This window comes from Streptomyces sp. AC555_RSS877, from assembly GCF_019049245.1.
Lineage (GTDB): Bacteria > Actinomycetota > Actinomycetes > Streptomycetales > Streptomycetaceae > Streptomyces.
Map to the genome: position 1 here is coordinate 113,092 of NZ_JAGMUK010000079.1, position 17,728 is coordinate 130,819.

General features: G+C 73.2%; 14 protein-coding genes. 4 read left to right on the forward strand and 10 right to left on the reverse strand.

Going from position 1 to position 17,728, the window contains the following annotated elements; genetic code table 11:
• Window positions 1-136: 136 nt before the first annotated feature.
• From KUM49_RS32275 to KUM49_RS32315, 9 genes are all read right to left on the reverse strand, one after another.
• The gene (locus tag KUM49_RS32275; protein WP_217240502.1) at window positions 137-985 is read right to left on the reverse strand and encodes an FkbM family methyltransferase; all 849 of its coding nucleotides are present in this window, start codon (window positions 983-985) and stop codon (window positions 137-139) included.
• Window positions 982-1,206 carry a Trm112 family protein gene (locus tag KUM49_RS32280; protein WP_217240503.1) on the reverse strand — a complete coding sequence of 75 codons (225 nt, stop codon included), beginning with the start codon at window positions 1,204-1,206 and terminating at the stop codon, window positions 982-984. The genes KUM49_RS32275 and KUM49_RS32280 overlap by 4 nt, the downstream gene beginning before the upstream one ends.
• The gene (locus KUM49_RS32285; protein ID WP_217240683.1) at window positions 1,203-2,108 is read right to left on the reverse strand and encodes a DMT family transporter; all 906 of its coding nucleotides are present in this window, start codon (window positions 2,106-2,108) and stop codon (window positions 1,203-1,205) included. The genes KUM49_RS32280 and KUM49_RS32285 overlap by 4 nt, the downstream gene beginning before the upstream one ends.
• 23 nt (window positions 2,109-2,131) lie before the next feature.
• The gene (locus tag KUM49_RS32290; protein WP_217240504.1) at window positions 2,132-2,860 is read right to left on the reverse strand and encodes a class I SAM-dependent methyltransferase; all 729 of its coding nucleotides are present in this window, start codon (window positions 2,858-2,860) and stop codon (window positions 2,132-2,134) included.
• Complete coding sequence (locus tag KUM49_RS32295; RefSeq protein WP_217240505.1) at window positions 2,857-4,269, reverse strand: condensation protein; 1,413 nt, start codon at window positions 4,267-4,269, stop codon at window positions 2,857-2,859. The genes KUM49_RS32290 and KUM49_RS32295 overlap by 4 nt, the downstream gene beginning before the upstream one ends.
• Entirely contained in the window at window positions 4,266-8,522 is a 4,257-nt protein-coding gene (locus KUM49_RS32300; RefSeq protein WP_217240685.1) for a DUF3367 domain-containing protein, read from the reverse strand. The genes KUM49_RS32295 and KUM49_RS32300 overlap by 4 nt, the downstream gene beginning before the upstream one ends.
• Window positions 8,519-9,313 (reverse strand): class I SAM-dependent methyltransferase, encoded by a 795-nt coding sequence (locus KUM49_RS32305; RefSeq protein WP_374200224.1) that lies wholly within the window; start codon window positions 9,311-9,313, stop codon window positions 8,519-8,521. The genes KUM49_RS32300 and KUM49_RS32305 overlap by 4 nt, the downstream gene beginning before the upstream one ends.
• Window positions 9,314-9,348: 35 nt before the next feature.
• Window positions 9,349-10,500, reverse strand: coding sequence for a glycosyltransferase family 4 protein (locus KUM49_RS32310; protein WP_217240506.1), 1,152 nt, complete (start codon window positions 10,498-10,500; stop codon window positions 9,349-9,351).
• A gap of 199 nt (window positions 10,501-10,699) precedes the next feature.
• Entirely contained in the window at window positions 10,700-11,686 is a 987-nt protein-coding gene (locus KUM49_RS32315; RefSeq protein ID WP_217240507.1) for a DUF3068 domain-containing protein, read from the reverse strand.
• A gap of 345 nt (window positions 11,687-12,031) precedes the next feature.
• Here KUM49_RS32315 and KUM49_RS32320 point away from each other — a divergent pair, with 345 nt between their 5' ends.
• Window positions 12,032-12,184, forward strand: coding sequence for a hypothetical protein (locus tag KUM49_RS32320; protein WP_217240508.1), 153 nt, complete (start codon window positions 12,032-12,034; stop codon window positions 12,182-12,184).
• Window positions 12,185-12,187: 3 nt separating this feature from the next.
• Window positions 12,188-13,438 (forward strand): CdaR family transcriptional regulator, encoded by a 1,251-nt coding sequence (locus KUM49_RS32325; RefSeq protein WP_217240509.1) that lies wholly within the window; start codon window positions 12,188-12,190, stop codon window positions 13,436-13,438.
• 565 nt (window positions 13,439-14,003) lie between these two features.
• On the opposite strand, the gene KUM49_RS32330 is transcribed toward KUM49_RS32325, so the two are convergent.
• Complete coding sequence (locus KUM49_RS32330) at window positions 14,004-15,881, reverse strand: glycine-rich protein (RefSeq protein WP_217240510.1); 1,878 nt, start codon at window positions 15,879-15,881, stop codon at window positions 14,004-14,006.
• Between the two features lie 209 nt (window positions 15,882-16,090).
• Here KUM49_RS32330 and KUM49_RS32335 point away from each other — a divergent pair, with 209 nt between their 5' ends.
• On the forward strand, window positions 16,091-16,864 hold the full coding sequence (locus KUM49_RS32335; RefSeq protein WP_217240511.1) for an IclR family transcriptional regulator: 774 nt from the start codon (window positions 16,091-16,093) through the stop codon (window positions 16,862-16,864).
• Window positions 16,861-17,709 carry an SMP-30/gluconolactonase/LRE family protein gene (locus tag KUM49_RS32340; protein WP_217240512.1) on the forward strand — a complete coding sequence of 283 codons (849 nt, stop codon included), beginning with the start codon at window positions 16,861-16,863 and terminating at the stop codon, window positions 17,707-17,709. Before KUM49_RS32335 ends, KUM49_RS32340 begins: the two co-directional genes overlap by 4 nt.
• The last annotated feature ends 19 nt before the right edge of the window (window positions 17,710-17,728 follow it).

Genomic DNA, 17,728 nt, shown 5'->3' on the forward strand with positions numbered 1-17,728 from the left:
CGAGGGGACGACGGTGCTCAGTCCTTCGGGCCTCCGTGCGCTCGCCCCCTCGACTCCGACGCGCCCTCCGGCTCGGCGCGTGTCTTCGGCGCTCCGCCTCCGGGCGCCTCGGTCGGTGTTGAGGGGACGACGGTGCTCAGTCCTTCGGGCCTCCGTGCGCTCGCCCACTCGACTCCGACGCGCCCTCCGGCTCCGCGCGGCCGGGGCCCGGACGCCTGCCGTCCGGCAGGAACAGCACCGAGTTGACGTACCGGGGGCGATTGCGGAACGGGAGGACGCGGCGCAGCAGGCCGTGGGCGACGACGTACGAGGCCACCGACTGGTGGGCCTCCAGTGGGAAGCCCGCCAGCGGCACCCAGTTGTCGCGGGGCAGCACCCAGCCGTCGTAGCCGAGCATGGCCAGGTACGTCACCACCGGCGCGATCGGCTGGATCCGGGACTCCAGCTCGATGAAGAGGGCCGGCCGGTCGCGCGCCAGCAGCCCGGTCGCCCCGCGCAGCACCGCCAGCTCGCTCCCGTCCACGTCGACCTTGATGAAGCCGACGTCACGCAGGGCCAGCTCGTCGAGGGTGATGCAGGGGACGTCCACCGCTCGGCCGTGGATGTCCCGGCGCACCAGCGACGACACCCCCCGGTCGCCCGCGTCGTCCGGCGGCAGCCACAGCTGGGCGGTGCCCGGGCGGTCGGCGGCGGCGGCCTGGATCACCCGGACGTTCGCCGGGGCCGCCGAGGTCAGCAGCCGCGCCAGGTGCGGCACCGGCTCGACGGTCACCACCCGGCGTGCCCGCCCGGACAGCCGCCGGGTCCAGGGGCCGTACCAGCCGCCGACGTCCACGGCCGTACCGCAGTCGTGCGGGCACAGGTCGGACAGCCGCGCCAGCTCCGGTTCGAACCGCGGATAGACGGCCCGGGCGGCGGCGGCGACCAGGCGGGTGGGCAGGTGGGGGGCCACGCGGGCCGCTAAGGTGCGCGCGGGGCCCGTCACGGGTTCATCCGTTTCAGCAGTTCCTCGTGCTCGTCGTCCGAGACCTGTTCCCCGGAGGCCGGCAGCAGCTGGGGGATGCCGTCGAGGATCGGGTAACGCCGTTGCAGGCGTGGGTTGTAGAGGACCTCGCCCTGTGCCGGACCGTCCGGCGGGACGAGGTGCAGCGGCCCCTTGTCGAGCGGGCACGCGAGGATCTTCAGCAGCGGGTCGTCGGGTTTCACGGGGGTGTCAACTCCTTGGCACCGAGGGGCGGTTGAGGCGCCTTGTCGTGCTTCGGCATGGCCAGCAGTACGGCCACGGCCAGCACGATGCCCGCGAGGCGCAGCGCGAGTCTGATCGGGTCGTGCGGCAGCGCCTCGCCGAACGAGAGCGTGCCGAGCACGGCCGTGTACAGGCAGGTGACGGTCGTGCACACGGGAACGATCAGCGAGGCCCGGCAGCGTTGCAGCGCCGCCTGCGACAGGACGAGACCGAACGCGCCGGTGAAGAGCAGGAGATACGGATACGGGGAACGGAGCACGTCGACCACGGCCCCGCCGAGACCGCTCGACGTGAGGTAGCCGGACATGCCCTTGATCGCGAGGGAGCTGACGCCGTAGAGCAGGCCCACCGCCACCCCGTACTCCACGCCCGTCGTCGGTGCGCGGTGGCGGTGCCGGGTGCGGCGCTCGGCGGAGTTGTACAGCCATACGCCCGCCGCCAGCGACGGCACGCACACCAGCAGGATCAGCGGGTAGGGCGCCTCCTGGCTCACCGTGTCGGAGCGCTCGTTCAGCGACAGGACGACCATCAGGAGCGCGGCGAGGATCGCGCCCAGCGCGTACCGTTCGCGGCCGGTGGTCTCCTCGCCGAGCAGCCGGGCGGACAGCAGCACGAGCAGCACCAGGCCGGAGACGAAGATGCCCTGGGCGGCGGCGATCGGCAGCGTCCGGTACACGGCGAGCTGCGCGGCGAATCCGGCGGCGAGCGAGAGCGACCCCCCGATCCACAGCGGACTGCGCAGCACCAGGGCGAGCAGCCGGGCCGGCTGCCGGATGCTGACCTCGGGCAGGGCGGCCAACGCCCGTTTCTCCAAAACGAATCCGGTGCTGTACAGGACGTTCGCCAGCAGCGCCGCGGCCACTCCCCACCACATCGCCGGCCCCCCTACGTCTTTCGCGCGTGCAGCAGCAGGATCGACGCGAGGGACGGTCTGGCACAGGCCAGCCGGTCCAGCGGCCGCAGCGGGCGCGGTACACCGTGGAAGGGGGCGCCTTCGAGCCGTACGACCTCGAAGCCGGCCGCGCCGACGAACTCCCGCAGCGCGCGGGCGGTGTAGAGGCGCAGGTGGCCGACGACCTCCTTGCCGGGCCGGCCGTGAATGCCCCGCAGGCTGACCTCGGAGAACACGGGCTGGACGCCGGCCAGCAGCAGGGCCCGGTTGTACCAGGCCGCCAGGTTCGGGGTGGACAGCATGAGGTGGCCTCCCGGGCGCAGGACGCGGCGGATCTCGTCGAGCGCGGCGTCCGGGTCGACGAGATGCTCGATCACCTCGCTGAACAGCACGGCGTCGGCCGAGCCGGTGCCGAACGGGAGCCCGCTGCCGCTGAGTTCACCCCGGATCGCGTACGTCAGGTGCGCGCGGGCGCGTTTCAGGGCGTCCTGGGACCAGTCGACGCCGACGATGCGGTGGCCGGGGAGGAGGGGGGCGGCGGTGGCCGCCGCGGTGCCGTCGCCGCAGCCGATGTCGAGGATCGTCCGGGCCCTCCCGGTGCCGAGCGCGGATGCCAGCATGCGAGCCTGACGCAGGGATCGGGGGGTGCCGGAGGCCACCGGGACGGCGGGATCCTCGTAGAAGTCCCGCAGGTCTTTGGGGAGTTGCGCGGCAGAGGTCATGTGCCGGCTTCCGTGGTGTGCAGGTAGTGCTCGAAGAGGTCCCGCAGGTGGGCTCCGTCGCCGTGCCCGAGCAGGGAGCGCGACCAGCGCAGGGCGAGGTGGAGGCGGCCCGCGGTGGACGCGGTGGTGACGGTGAGCCCGCGGGGCATCCGGGCCGGCGCGGAGAACCACACGGCGTGCGCGCGGCCGGCCTCCTCGCCGAAGTCCAGTGGGTAGGGAATCCGCCCGATGTTGCTGAGCAGGGTCGTCGACGTCCAGGGCGCGGCGGCCCTGCGCAGACCCCGGGTGAGCGCGGCACGCCACGCCACGGGCGTGACCGGGGCGGTCAGGAGAGAGGCGCCGTGGCCCAGTTGGGGGCGGGGGAGGGACTTGAGGGCACGTGTGCGGGTCGCCGTGCGGCGCAGCAGGTCGGGCATCGGAGGGTGGTCCAACTCCTCCGGCGCGAAGGGGACTTCGACGAGTCGGGTGCCGTTGCCGATGGGCATGGCCGTGTCGCGGGGGCGGTCGTCCACGGGCATGGTGATGCGCAGCGGGCGGGGCCGGACGCCGTGTTCCCGGTTCCAGTGCGAGAGGGTGAGCGCCGTCGCGACCATGAGCTGGTCGTTCACGGTGTACGGGGAGCCCTTGGGGCGGTGCGGCAGGGCGAGTTCGGTGACGAGGAGGCCGTTGCCGGGCGAGAGTTCGGGGGCGCCGGGGGCCACGCGGGCGGGCTTGGCCCAGACGGAGGGGGTGTTCTCGGGGAGCGAGGGGGGTTCGGGAGCGCGCAGGGGCGGGGCTGCCGGGGCGTTGTCCTTGCCGCCGTACAGTTCCGCGGCGGTGGCGAGGACGCGCAGGCAGGCGGGGCCGTCGAGGGCGGTGTGGTTGATGGTGAGGAACAGGACGGTGCCTGGAGGGCGTTGGCCGGGATTGCTGCCGGACGGTGGGGGTGCTTGCCCGCGGTCGCGGGGTGCCGCTCTCCGCGGGCGGGGAGCCGCCCCGGCGGCACGACCGCCCGCAGCCGCGCCGACCGCGTCCGTCGCCTCGCTGCCCTCGACCGGCCCTGCCCCTTCGACGACCTCCAGCCGCACCGGCGGCGAAGCCGACAGCGGTGGGGCCTCCACCAGCGCCCGCGTCCGCGCGTCCCGCAACGCGTCCCGCCCCGGCGCGGGAAAGCTCACCACCTCCACGTCCGGCTCGGAGGTCAGTTCCCACTCGTAGCGGCGTCGGTACCACCGCCCCGCCGCCTCCCGCATGAGGATGCGCGGGTGCCGGTGCAGCGCCTCGGTGAAGGCCTTCCGCAGGCGCGCCGGGTCCAGCTGCCCCGGCAGGTGCACCTCGATGTGGACCGTCTCCGGCTCCTCCTCCTGGAGACAGTGCCGGGCCACCTCGTCCACCACCGGGAACGGGATGCGCAGCGGTGTGCTCGTCATGCGGGTTCGTTCCTCCCCTTGTTCGCCTCGGCCGGCGGCAGGTGCTGCGTCGGCGCCTCGGACGCCGCAGGTGCTTCCGACGCCACAGGTGTCCCGGAGGTCGCCGGTGTCCCGGACGTCGCGGTCCCGGTCCGTTCGCGGACGCTCACCAGCGCGGCGAACAGGCCGATCAACGCGAGCAGTTGGGCCGCGGGCCCGAACGCCCCTTGCTCCGCGCCCACCGGCTCCCCGGCCCCCACCGCCGCCGCGATCCCCGCGCCCGCGAGCGCCACGAAGGTGATCGGGACGAGGAGCGAGTGCCGTCGGTACGCGAGGAGCGCCAGCGCCGGTACGAGCAGGGCGAACCACCCGGCGATCACGATGCCCACCAGGGTGAGCGCCACCGTGCCGAGCCACAGGCCGGGCGTCGGCGGCAGCGGCTGCGGGCCGTCCGGGTTGGGGGCGTGCCGCCGCCACAGCACCAGGCCCAGCAGGGCGACCACCGCCACCCCGCTCCCGATCAGCCCGGCGTCGTACGTCGTCGAGGGCTCGTACGACAGCTTCACCGTGCCGCCGGCCCCCGCCGGGATCCGCCAGCCCTGCTGCCAGCCGTCCAGCCGCACCGGCGACAGTTCCTTGCCGTCCAGTGTGGCCTTCCAGCCGTCGTTGAAGTTCTCGTACGTCGTGAAGTAGGACGCGGCGCCCGAGCCGACCGTCACGGCGCGCTGGTCGCCCAGCCAGTCCCGTATCCGCAGGTCACGGGCGATCGAGGTGGGCTCCGTGACCGTGCCGCGGGTCAGCGTCACGTCGGTCAGCGTGAGCGGTCCGGCGTCGCCGCCCTCGACCCGGTGCGAGCCGGCCGCCAGCTCCAGCCCGCCGTCGGCACGCCCCGACTGGCAGAGCGTCACCTCCACCGCCCGCCGCTCGGTCAGGTCCCGTACCGCTCCCTTCACGCCGGTCTGGTACAGCTCGCCGTCCACCGCCAGCACCGGCCCCGACCCGCACGGCAGCGAGAAGGTGCGCGTCGCCTTCGGCTGGGGCGTGCGGTAGCGGTCCAGGGCCGGGATGTACGCCTCCGTGAGGCCGACCGGCAGTTGCAGGTCCTCGTCGGCGACCGGGTTGTGCAGGGTCATCGGGGCCGTCTTGGTGATGGTGATGTCCAGGCGGTCCGTGGTGATCGCCGGGAAGCGGACCCAGCCGTTGTCGTCGACGCCGGCGATCACCGCCCCGTCGGGGGAGCTGATGTCGACCTCGGTGGGCCGGGTGGACAGGCCGCCCGCGGCGGGCAGGACGATCTCGCCGACCGGTTGTTTGTCGGGCCAGCGCAGGTGGATCGTGGGCCGGTCGCCCGCGATCCACGCCGTCGTCAGGTCGCCGTCGGTGAGGTTGCGCGCCGACAGGCCCGCGCCGAGAGCGGCCGTGGAGTCGGCGGTCGCCGTGATACGGCCTGCCTGGTCGGGCGCGATCTCGTACAGCAGCCGGTCGAGTTCGGGCCCGGTGACCGGGACCGCGCTCGCCTCCACCTCGTACGTCCCCGCCGACTCCGTGGAGAAGCGCCGGTGCAGGCCGGCCTCCGTGCCCGTCGGGGAGAACCCGGCCGGGTCGGCGGTGCGGTGCAGGGAGAAGACCTCGGCGGAGGCGGCCGCGTTCTCGGCGCCCGCGGCGTCGGTGGGCAGCCGGAGCAGCCGGGTCACCTGGACGTCCGGCAGGTCGATCTCGGCGAAGCCCGCGCCCGCGAGCCCGGTCCGCCGGGCCACCGAGTCGGTGATCGTCAGTTTCATCCAGCTCGTCGCGCCGGCAGGCGCCTTGATGCTCTGCGTGGAGCCGTCCGGCCGGAGGAAGCTGCTCACCGACCCCTTCTCCGTCTCCACCCGCACCCGGGTCGCCGCCGACCGCACGCTCTCCTGCGGCAACGGCGTGACCTTGAAGGAGGACGGCATGTCGAACTCGTCGTCCGAGAAGGCGATCCGCAGCCACTGGCCGTTCGGCGAGCCAGCCACGCCCTCCGTCCACGCCGTGTCCGGGTTGCCGTCGAAGGCGTTCACGGGGTCGAACTGCGGCAGGTGGAACAGCCAGTTGCCGTACGAGGACGCCGTGACCGTGCGGGCGCCGCGCAGTTCGGCCACCGTCTGGTGGTCCTGACCGGTGACCGGCAGGATCTGGTGCGGTGCCTCACCGGCGTCCTGGGCGGCCCCGGAGGCGTTGCGCTCGTCGCGGGTGTACGTGTACGAGGTGTTCGCGTTGACCAGCCCGAAGCGCGTGTCCGCGCGGCGCAGCCCGTCGCCGACCACCTGGAGCGGCGGGGTGCCGAGCCCGGGGTGGTTGTCGCCGGTCAGCACGGTCGCCCGGCCGCGGAGTTCGGCCGCCAGCGGCAGCAGCGCCTCGGGGCCGCCGGAGACCACCGCGGTGTCGGCGACCGGAGCCAGTCCGGCCTGTCCGGGCCGCCGCACGTCCTCGCTCGCGGGACGGTAGATCTCCACCGCCCGCTGCCTCGGGTACAGGCCCTCGACCTGGAGCGGGGTGTCGGGCTGGATCTCGCCGCCCGTCATGAGCGGGCCGAGGCCCGTCACCCGCTCGTAGCCGGACTGCTCCAGGGTCCGCTTGACCGTCGAGGTCGGCACGTTGCCGATCTGGTCGGGGTCGAGGTCGTTGCGGACGACGACGTAGTAGACGCCCGCCCGGCTCAAGTAGTCGGCCAGCCCCGGGACTTCGCCGCCGGTCAGCAGCGCTTCCTCCACCGCGTCCATGGCGCGCCGGTTGCCGGGGGTGCCGAAGGGGACGTAGTCGCGTTGCGCCCAGCGGGACTCGGCGAGCACGTCGAGGGGCTGGTCGATGGGGGAGCCCCAGGTGTAGATGCCGTGCGCGGTGGCCGGGACGACCAGGGCGCGCGAGTCGGGGGAGTACTTCTCCAGCCAGTCGGCCGTGGAGTGCCAGTACTTGGGGAGTTCCTGGAAGGAACCCGGTTGGAGGATCGAGCCGTTGAGGTACGGCCACATCAGCCCGGGCAGGATGAGCACCGCCGCGATCAGCGGGGCGAACCGGCGGCCCCGCACCTCGCGGGCGCCGCGCGGCTCGGCGGCGACGCCCACCAGGTGGGCGAGGCCCAGCACCAGGGCGAGGGCCAGGCCCACCTGGAACTTGTAGATGTTGCGGAAGGGCGCGAGACCGCTGTTCAGCCAGTCCTGCACGGCCCCGTGGAAGGGCGCGCCGAACGCGCCGCCGTATCCGGCGAGCAGTACCAGTACGGCCGTCAGTACGGTCAGCACCAGCCAGCGCCGCTCCGGCATGTCCCGCCGGGCCAGTCCCGCGAGTCCCAGCCCGGCGGCGAGCGCCGAGCAGAGGATCACGAGCACCGAGGACGCCACCGTCCAGCCGGCCGGCAGCCACGCCTCCACCAGGTGCAGGTAGGCGACCCAGTTGCCGGCGCCGCGCAGTGCCTCGGTCGCCGACATGGTCTCGGTCGTGGTCTGCGAACTCTCCACGTATGGAAGGAAGTTCTCGCCGTAGGTGCCGAGCAGGAGGAGCGGGATCCACCACCAGGCCGTCACCAGGAGCACTCCCGGCGCCCACCAGGCGATCAGCTTGCGCTGTCTCGGGCCGGACGGGCGTGAGAGCAGGTAGAGGCCGGCCGGGAGCAGGGCCGCCAGGGTCGAGGCGGCGTTGACGCCGCCCATGAACGGGACGATCAGCGCCGAGCGCAGGGCGGCGACGCGGGCGGTGTAGCGCTCGTCGGCGAGCGGGAGCAGGACCCAGGGCAGGAACGCGCCGGGCAGCGCGGCGGCCGACGTGGAGCCGACGACGACCGTGAACACGGGCCACAGCGCGTACGCCACCGCGGCCAGCAGCCGGGACGTTCCGTTGCCGATCCGCAGCCGCTCGGCCAGCCGCAGCGCACCCCAGAAGGCCACCGACACGACCAGCGACAGCCACAGCCGCTCGATCAGCCACACCGGCAGCTGCACGGCGTGGCCCAGCCAGTAGAACGGCAGCATCGGCCACACATAGCCGACGTACTGGTCCTGGATCCCGCCGAACGAGCCCTGGTCGTGCCACAGCTGGCCCAGGTCGGCGAGGAACCGGCCCGGGTCGGTGGTGACGCCGAGCTTGGTGTCGAAGGTCTGGCGGCCCGGACGGACCGCCAGGAACAGCACGAACACCACGGCCCAGAACCCCAGCAGCCAGCGCCGTGACCTCGGCCCCTCAGGAGGGCGCGACATGATCGCGGTGGTGGGGACGGCCGCCGGAGGAGGGGCCTGGACCGTGGACGTCGTCATGGTGGACACCGCCGGAGGATGAGGAGGAGGTTCCAGGTAGCCACCTCGCGGATCCCGGGGACTCTTACGACGGTCTCCGCGAGGAACGGCCAGTAGCGGGAGCGCGCCGAGACGACCGTGATGTCGTCGCGGGCGCGCACCTGCCGCAGGGTCGGGCCGATGTGCACGGCGAACAGGTTCTCGCCGAGGGTGTGCTTTGCGGCCTTTCCGGTACGGCGCCGGTAGCGGGCACGGGCCCGCTCGGCACCCAGGTAGTGCCAGGGCGCCCACTCGTGACCGCCCCACGGGGACAGCCAGTTGGTGAACGACACGTAGATCAGCCCGCCGGGCCGGGTCACCCGCACCAGCTCACTGATGAAGGTCTGCGGATCGGCCACGTGCTCGAGGACGTTGGAGGAGAAAGTCACATCCGCGGCCCCGTCGGACAGGGGCAGCAGGTAACCGTCGGCGATCACGGTTCCCTCGGGCGGTTTCTCGCCCAGCTCCCGTACGTCCGGCTCGAAGAGGTGGGCCTGCGCGCCGCGGCGCCGGAACTCGGCGGTGAAGTGGCCGCTGCCGCCGCCGACGTCCACGACCGTACGGCCGGCCACCGGACCGTCGTAGGCCTCCACCTGGTCGACGGCGTCCCGCGCGAGCAGCGAGTAGCAGGCCTCCGGGTCCTCCTGCTCGTGCAGGAAGGCACGGAAGAGGGTGAGAGAGCGCCGAAAGGAGGGGTCCTTCAGACTCGGCTGCCGCACAGTGTCCCCCAAGGGACGCGGGGAACCGCGCGACCAGCCGCGCAGGGCGGACATCCGCGAGACGGCCTTTCCGCCACGGCGAGTAGGCGTCACGGCACCCATCCCCGCACCGCCTCGGCGGCCACGGCCCGGAACTGCTTCACCGTCCGGTCCCAGCGGTACTGTGCCGCCCGGTCGCGCGCCGCCTTCCCCATCAGCTCCCGGCGATGGCCCGACAGGGCCAGCGTGCACCAGGCCGCCGCGAAGGACGACTCGCCGTGGGCGAGGACGCCCGTCTCGCCGTCCACGACCGAGTCGCGCAGGCCGGGAACGTCGAAGGCGATCGACGGGGTCTGCCGGGCGGCGGCCTCGGTGACCACCAGGCCCCAGCCCTCCACCGCGGAGGGATGCAGCAGCAGCCAGGCCTCGCACAGCAGACGGTGCTTCTCCGCTTCGGAGACATGACCGGTGAACTCCACGCCGGGACCGGCGAGTTGTTGCAGCCGCTCGCGCTCGGGCCCGTCGCCGACGATCAGCAGCCGGCCGCCGGTGACCGGCCGCACCCGCTCCCACAGCCTCAGCAGCAGATCGATCCGCTTGTACTCGACGAGCCGGCCCACCGCGACGAACAGCGGCTCGGGGGAACGGTCGGCCCGCGGGCCGGGTTCCTCCACGCCGTTGTGCACGACCCGGATGCGGTCGCGTTCCACGCCGATCGCGCGCAGGGCGTGGGCCGTCGACGGGGAGACGGCGACCAGCAGGTTCCGTTGCTGGGCACCGGCCAGCGCCCAGTGTTCGAGTCTTCGGCCGATGCGCGCGGCCGGGGCCAGCGGCCCGCCGAACCGCATCTGCCACAGGTCGGTGTGGACGTGGTTGACCAGGCACAGGGTGGGGCCGCGGTGCCAGAGGGGTGCCAGGTACGGCATGCCGTTGCAGACCTCGACCAGCAGGTCGCAGTCGCCGACCTGACGGGTGAAGGCCGAGCGGGCACGCAGGTAGTGGCCGAACTCGCCGCCGGCCGACACGACCCGGTAGTCACGGTACGAGGCGGGCCCTCCGCACAGCAGGGTCACCTGGTGGCCGAGCCGGGTCAGGCCGTCGGCGAGTCGGTCGACCAGCAGCTCTGAGCCGCCGGCGGCCGGGTTGTCCAGATCTCGATGGGCGAGGAAAACGATTCGGCGCGGCGGTGGGGGGAGCGCCGGAGGGAGCTGCGACGCCCGGGGGACCGGGGCACGCAGCTGGGATGGCACGTGCTGGGGCATGGGTGCTCCAACTCGTCTCAGGGTGCGGAACTCAGCGTGGGGGAAGAGGGTTTTTCGGTCTGTGGGGAACCTGGGTGCTTCTTGCGAGGTGGGTGTGGATGGACTGTGTTCGGGGTGGGGTGGACAGTTTTCGCCCCGCCGTTCGCCACGGCTACTCACGCAAGTGACAATTTCCGGCTTTATTAGAGCTGACGTCACGTCACATCGTGACGGGAACCCTCGGCGTATCGGGTGTTTCGGCGGATTCGGGACGCCTGCTGCCCCGTGCCACCAAAACGCCCCCCACGGCCGCCAGGACGAATCCGGCCACGGCCGCCCCGATCGGCAACGTCGTGCCCACCGCGCGCAGTTGGCCGCTGTCCCGCTCGGCCTGCCGCACCGCCTCCTTCTGTGTCGCGGTGGTGAACGCGATCTTCCGGCTTTCCAGCAGCACCACCGCGTCCTTGTCCGCGCCGGGCGCCCGCAGCGTGCGCTTCGGGCCCGTCTGCGCGTAGATCACCCGGCCGGTGGCCTGGTCGACGACCAGCTCGACGCCGTGGTTGGAGTACCACTCCTCGGCCAGCACCTGCGGCCGTTGGGGCTGGTCGACGATGCCGCCCGGCACCAGCCGGGAACCGACCTTCGACGGCGGGACCGTGCCGGTGAACCGGTAACCCGTGTGCCCGTGCACCTTCTCGGTACCCCGGTAGTTCAGGGTGACCGTCGAGCCGAGGGTGTTGTCCCACCAGCGGTAGGAGCGCTTCTGCACGTCGAACGGGAACTTCAGGTAGGCCTCGCCCTCGATGTACGGGGTTTCCCGGCAGCAGTGCACCGGCTTGGTGGTCTTGCGGTCCATGACCCAGCGGTGCGGGACGAAGTCCAGCGCGTCGTGCGGATCGGCGGCCGGCAGCGATTTGTCCGTGTCGACCGTGGTCGTCACGTCCCAGACGGCGTTGCCGCTGCGCTCGCTGTCCGCGACGTTGCCGCGCACCCGCTGGGTGACGGTGATCCGCTGGTCGGGGACGGTTTCGACACGCTCGGTGTCGAAGACGCTGCCCGTACCGCGGTAGACGGCGGTGGTGTCGATGTCGATGGGATTGACGGCGGCTCGCGGCTCGACGTACCAGGCCAGCAAGGGCGCCAGTACCAGCAGAAACGAGCCAAGTCCCAGCAGGATCAGAGAGATGGGTGAGGCGGTACGGCGCATCCGGGCACTCCTGGGGCGTGGGATGACGGAGTTCGGGCCGCTCTGAGCCCTGTCGTCAGGCTCCCGTCGTCCGCCCGGACGGCGGGCCCCGCGGGGTCTGGTGCGTGCAGCTGCAAGGCGGAGGAGGGAGTCGACGCGGGGCGTCGGCGACCGACGACAAGGCCGCAGCTGCGCGTGCCAGGCGCCGTGGGGCAGACGGGAGCGTGACGACAGGGCCCTTGGGCCGGGAACCGTAGGCGCCCCTTGACGGAGTGTCAATGTCTTGTCGACACTAGGGCCCGACGGACAGGGTGGACGCCGGGGTGGGACCTCCGGATCGAGCCGGACAGAGAGGCTGACCCTGCGATGTCCAGACTGCTTGCCGCCGCACTCGCCGTGGCACTCGGCGCCGTACTCGCCGTGGGCGCGGCACTCGGCGTCGTCGCGCTGCTCGAAGCGACGCCCGACCAGCCCAACACCCCCTTGATCACGTACGAGCAAGCGGGCCAGGGGAGTTGACCCGTGACGCCTCACCCGGCAAGCGTCACCACCCGCTCGGCCTGGCACGACGTGCCGCGCATCCAGGTCCGTCGGTTCGCCGCCATCGCCATGGCGGAGGCGCCCGAGCTCGCCGAGGAGATCCTGCGGGAGATCCGCCGCGAGTACCCGCACCTGCCCGAGGTCCTCGACGAGTCCGGCGAACCGATGGCCCTCATCGGCATCCGCCGCGCCATCGAGGTCTTCGTCCAGCACCTGGAGCACTCCGACCACTCGGAGGGCCGCCCGACCGTACCCCCCGGCGTCTTCCAGGAGTTCGGCCGCGGCGAGGGCCTGGGCGGTCGCAGCCTCGACTCGCTCCAGGCGATCTACCGCATGGGCGTACGGCTGGCCTGGCGCCGTTTCGCCGACATCGGCCAGCGCGTGGAGATCCCGCCGCCGGCGATGTACGAACTGGTGGACGCGGGCTACCAGTACCTCGACGGCCTCGTCGACCAGTCCGTACGCGGCTACGCAGAGGCGGCGGCCCGCCAGGCCGGCGAGCGGTTGCGCCTGCAGCGCCGGCTGATGGAACTGCTGCTGGCCGAGTACCACCGCGGCGACCCCGCCGAAGCCCTCACCGAGCGCGCCGCCCGCATCGGCTGGTCGCTGCCCGAGAAGGTCGCCGTGGGGGTACTGCTGCGCCCGGCGCGGGAAGCGGTCGCCCCGGCGGTCGGGCAGGGGGTGCTGCTCGACATGGAGTACGAGCAGCCCCGCATGGTCGTCCCGGAACCCGACGCCGGCGGCCGCCCGGAACTCCTGCACCGGGCCCTGACCGGATGGGCGGGCGCCATCGGCCCGCCGGTCCCGCTTGTCGACGCGGCGAAGTCGCTGCGCTGGGCGGAGGCGGCGGTGGGCCTGATGGAACGCGGCCTGCTGCCGGCCGGCGAGGTCCTGTACTGCACCGAGCACACCGAGGCCCTCGTCCTCCTCCAGCCCGAGGAACTCATCGACGACCTCGCCCTGCGCTGCCTCGCCCCGCTGACCCACTGCGGGCCGACCCACGGCCGACGGCTCGCCGAGACGTTACTGGCGTGGCTGGAGACCAGGGGCGGCGCGCCGGAAGTGGCGGCACGCCTGGGAGTCCACCCGCAGACGGTGCGGTACCGGCTCCGGCAGATCCGGGAACTGTGGGGCGCCGAGATCGACGACCCCGACCGCCGCTTCGAGCTGGAACTCGTGCTGAGGGCCCAGCGGTTGCGGGGAACGCTGGGGGAGACGCCGGGGCGGGGGTGAGGTGCCGGGCGTGAGAGGCCGGGGGTGAGAGAGCGGGGTTCCGCGCGGAAGGAGTGACCTGAGGCCGGCCACACCGCCGCCGGCGACCACCGCGTCCGGATCCGCCGCGCCGCATGTTCGCCGGGCCCGGTCTCGCCGAGCCGTGGCTTCCGCTGTCGAGGGGGCCGTCGCGCCGATGCCGTCGCTTCCGCTGTCGCGGGGCCCGCTCTCACCGCGCCGTGCGCTCACGTCCCGCACCCGCCTGCGGTGGCCTGGCACCGGCCGCCGCGGCAGCCCTACGCCGATGAACGCTGTCGCCGGGCCCGCTCTCGCCGATGCCGCGGCCTCCGCCTGGCCTCAAGCGCGGTCGGCGTCGGCCGTCGGGCCCATGGTTCTGGTTCTGGTTCGGCGTGCGGACGACGGTCGCCGAGGTGCCGGGCGGTACTCCTCCGACCGTCGGCCGGACGCCGGGCCGGAACGCTGCCCGGGTCCGCAGGCGTTCTGAAGGCGTACCCGAACGACGACCGGGGTGCGGGGCGTGTCGTACGCCCCGCACCCCGGTCAGGGGATCACCTGCTCCGGGAGGTCAGGCCCGGCTCTGGAAACGGGTCCGCAGCCGCGGCGAGAAGCGCACCGCCGCGACGCCCAGGGCGGCGAGCAGAGCGGCCACGCCCGCGATCAGACCGATACCGCCCGCACCGGTGCTGGCCAGACCGCCGCCGGTGGTCTGCGTCGAGTTGTCGTTGCCGGAACCCGCGGTCGAGCCGTCGTCGTCACCGGTGCCGCCCGTGACGCCGTCGGCGGAGCCGGACGGGCTGGGCGAGGCCGAGGCCGACGGGTCGGACTCGACCTTCTCGACGACCTCGACCGTGAAGGTCGCGGACGCGCCGCCGGTGCCGACCGTCGCGACGACCGTGTACGTGCCGAGTTCCGTGCCGGCGACCAACTCGCGCGACGTGGCCTTGCCCTCGTCGTCGGCCGTCGCCTGGACGCCGTCGGCCTTGCCCTCGAACTTGGGGCGGTTCGAACTGGTGCTCTGGACGAGGTAGTTCACCTTCGCGCCGACGGCCGGCTTGCCCTCGTCGGTCACCAGGACCTGGAGCGCCTCGGCGAAGGGCTCGCCGGGCTCGGCCTGCTGCTTGTCACCGCCGGTGACCTTCACCTCGTTGGCCAGGTCCTTGATGTGCACGGTGAACGTCGTGGAGAGGCCGCCCGGCGCCGTCGCCCGGACGGTGAAGTCGCCCTTCTTGCCGCCGGCGTAGATGGTCGGCGTCTCCACGCGGCCCTGGGCGTCGCTCGCCAGGACGACGGACGTCGCGTTGTCACGCGCGCCGAAGATCAGGCCCAGCTTCTGCGGGTCGTCGATCGCGAACTTCACCGAGACGCCCTCGACCGGCTTGCCGTCCTTGTCCCGGACCACCGCGGCCATCGGCGGGACCTCGTAAAGCGGCTCGACGGACTGCTCCGCGGGGGTGGCCGGGCTCAGCTCGGCGGGCGCGACGGCACCCTTCCACTGGATCACCACGCGGCCGTTGCCGCCGATGAGGTTGGCGCCGCCCTCGGCGATCCCCTCGGTCTCCGGCTCCCACCCCTTCGACCAGAACGGGTCGTCCTTCGCGGGCGCCGTGTAGCGGTCGCCGCTCTCTAGGCGGGCTCCGGTCACCCGGTCGGGGTCGGCGTACCCGGTGCCGCCTCCGCCGCTGCCGCTGCCCTTGCCGGTCGGGTCGTCCGTGCCCGCGCCACCGCCGCCGCCCGCGTAACCGGCACCGCCGCCGCCACCGCCGGAGCTGCCCTTGCCGCCGGCACCGCCGCGGCCGCCCGCGGTGGCGTCGGCCCCCGCGGCGCCGTTGCCGGTCGCCGCGCCACCGGTGTTCTTGTCGGCGCCCTTGCCGCCGAAGGTCGACTCGGAGCCGTCCTGGCCCTTCTCGCCGCCCGCGGCACCGCCGGAACCGTAGCCCATCGAGATGCCGCCGGCGCCGCCTCCGCCGCCGGCGATCACCAGCGCGTCGCCGCCGCTGGTGCGGATGGCGCTGCTGTTGCCGCCGGGTTCGGCCCAGCCGCCCCCGCCGGCGCCGCCCAGCGCGTCGCCGAACGCCTTGCCGACGTAGTACCCGCCGACCGCGACGGACAGCGTCTCGCCGGGCGTGACCTTCAGCGTGCCCGCGGTGTATCCGCCCGCGCCGCCGGTCGCCATGCTGCTGCCCCAGCCGCCCTGCCCCCAGGCCCGCACGTCCAGCGAGTTCACGCCGGACGGGACCTGGAAGCTCTCCTTGCCGCCGGTGAAGTCGTACAGTCGGCAGCCCGTGAAGCCCGCCGTCGGCACGCACGCCGAGCCGGCCACCGTGGTGGCGGCGGTCGCGGTGGGCGCCGAGGCCCAGCCGCCCGCACTCAGCGTGACGAGGGCCAGGGCGGCGGCGCCGCGTCTGAGGCGGACACGGCGCAGGCCGGCGAAATCGCGAATCATCAACCACTCCATAGCTCGAAACCAGCTCCCCCCATGGGAGTTCCACAGATATGACGGTTCGGTGGAGGAAAGGTTGTACGCATGAGGCGGAAGTGACCTGCCATGCCCATTGCCCGGACATACCTCTATGACTAGCCTGTGTTCGTCATGCCGATCGTCTGTTGAAATTTCGAACACAGGCGCTGAGACCACAAGGGAGGGGGCCGGTCGTGGGACGCCTGGTACCTGCGGTGACCCGAGCTCTCGACATTCTCGAGCTCTTTCTCGACGGGGACGGGACACTCTCCGCCCCCGACATAGTGCGCAGGCTGCAGCTGCCGCGCACCACCGTCCACGAGCTGGTCACCACGCTCGCCGCCCGGTCGTACATCGTCCAGGTGCCGGGACAGCCGGGACGCTACCGGCTCGGCGTACGGCCGTACCAGCTGGGCAGCCGGTACGCCGAGCAGCTCGACCTCGCCGCCGAGGGCCAGCAGGTGGCCCGCACGGTCGCAGAGACCTGTGACGAGACCGTGCACGTGGCCATCCTGGAGGGCACCGACGTCATCTACATCGCCAAGGTGGACTCCACGCACGCCGTGCGCATGGTCTCCGCGGCGGGCCGGCGACTGCCCGCCCACTGCACCTCCGTCGGGAAGATGCTGCTGGCCTCCCTCCCCGAGCACGAGCTGTCGGCGCGTGTCCCGGAGGACGCCGATCTGGTCGCGATGACACCCAACAGCATCACCCGGCCGGACGCCCTGCGCGAGGCCCTTGCCGAGATCCGGCAGCGCGGGGTCGCCGTGGAGCGCCGCGAGTCCAACCCGGACGTCTCCTGCGTGGCCGCGCCGGTGCAGGACCGCACCGGCCGGGTCGTCGCCGCGCTGTCCATCTCGGTGCCGATGATCCGCTGGAGCGACGACCGCCGTGTCGAGCTGGAGCAGCTCGCCGCGAAGGGTGCCGCCGAACTGTCCGAGCGGCTCGGCCACCGGAGGATGCCGTGACCTCCGCGTACGAGGTGGCGGTCCGGGCGGAGGCGACCCTCGGCGAGGGCCCGACGTGGGACGCGGCGGCCGGCCGGCTCCTCTGGATCGACATCCTGGGCTCGCGGGTCAACACCTACGACCCGGTCTCCGGCCGGCGTACCTCCCGCACCACCGACCAGCACGTGGGCGCGGCCAAGCCGCGCGCGGGCGGCGGCCTCGTCCTCAACCTCCGGGACGGCGTCGGCCTCCTGGACCCCGACGACACGTTCCGGTGGCTGCACCACGAGCCCGTCGCCGGGCGCCGCGCCAACGACGCCGCCGTCGCCGCCGACGGCTCCCTGTGGGCCGGCACCATGCGCTACGACGAGGCACCCGGCGGCGGCACGCTGTCCCGGATCACCGGCGACGGCACGGCCGACGTCGTCCTCGACGACGTGGCGGTGAGCAACGGCACGGGCTGGAGCCCCGACGGCCGGCTGATGTACTACATCGACTCGCCGACCCGCCGCGTCGACGTCTTCGACTTCGCCGACGGACGCCCCCTGAACAGGCGCCCGCTGGTGCAGATCGAGGAGGGCGCGGGCTTTCCCGACGGCCTCACGGTCGACGCCGACGGCTGCGTGTGGGTCGCCCTGTGGGACGGCGGGGCGGTACGCCGCTACACGCCGGCCGGCGAACTGGAGCGCGTCATCGACCTGCCCACGCCCCGCGTGACGGCCTGCGCGTTCGGCGGCGCCGACCTGACCGACCTGTACATCACGACAGCCCGCGTGGGGCTGTCCGCACCCCACCCGGTCGCGGGCTCGCTGCTGGTGGTACCGGGCGCGGGCAAGGGCCTGGCGCAACCGGCGTTCGCGGGCTGAGTCCTGCCGGCGCCGGCGC